This is a genomic window from Algoriphagus aestuariicola, from assembly GCF_017254835.1.
GTDB classification, from domain to species: domain Bacteria; phylum Bacteroidota; class Bacteroidia; order Cytophagales; family Cyclobacteriaceae; genus Algoriphagus; species Algoriphagus aestuariicola.
Genome location: NZ_JAFKCW010000086.1, coordinates 1 through 280, shown reverse-complemented (window position 1 = coordinate 280; position 280 = coordinate 1). Strand labels below are relative to the sequence as shown.

The window sequence follows — 280 nt, the reverse complement described above, 5'->3', positions numbered from 1 at the left end:
TATATGCCGCTGGTGGAGCAATTGGGGTTGGCGGAGAGTTACGATCGCCAACAGGTGAGCCGCATCATCCCGTTGCTGGCGCAGTGGCCTGAAGAAACGCTGGCGTTCCCGCTGTGCGTGGACTCGATTTTGCAGCGCTCTTTCCAACGCTGGCTGCGCGATACGCTGTTGCAGTGCGAAAAAAGTCAGCGTCGACGAATTCTGATTGAACTTGCGGAGGCAGATGTGTGTCAACATATCGACCGTTTGCGTCCGGTGCTGAGGTTGCTGTCAGGGCTGG

The 280-nt window shown here is 57.1% G+C and carries 1 protein-coding gene; it reads left to right on the top strand.

Going from position 1 to position 280, the window contains the following annotated elements:
* The coding region (locus J0A67_RS23750) for an EAL domain-containing protein (RefSeq protein WP_206571710.1) at nucleotides 1–280 on the top strand (280 nt) is incomplete at both ends.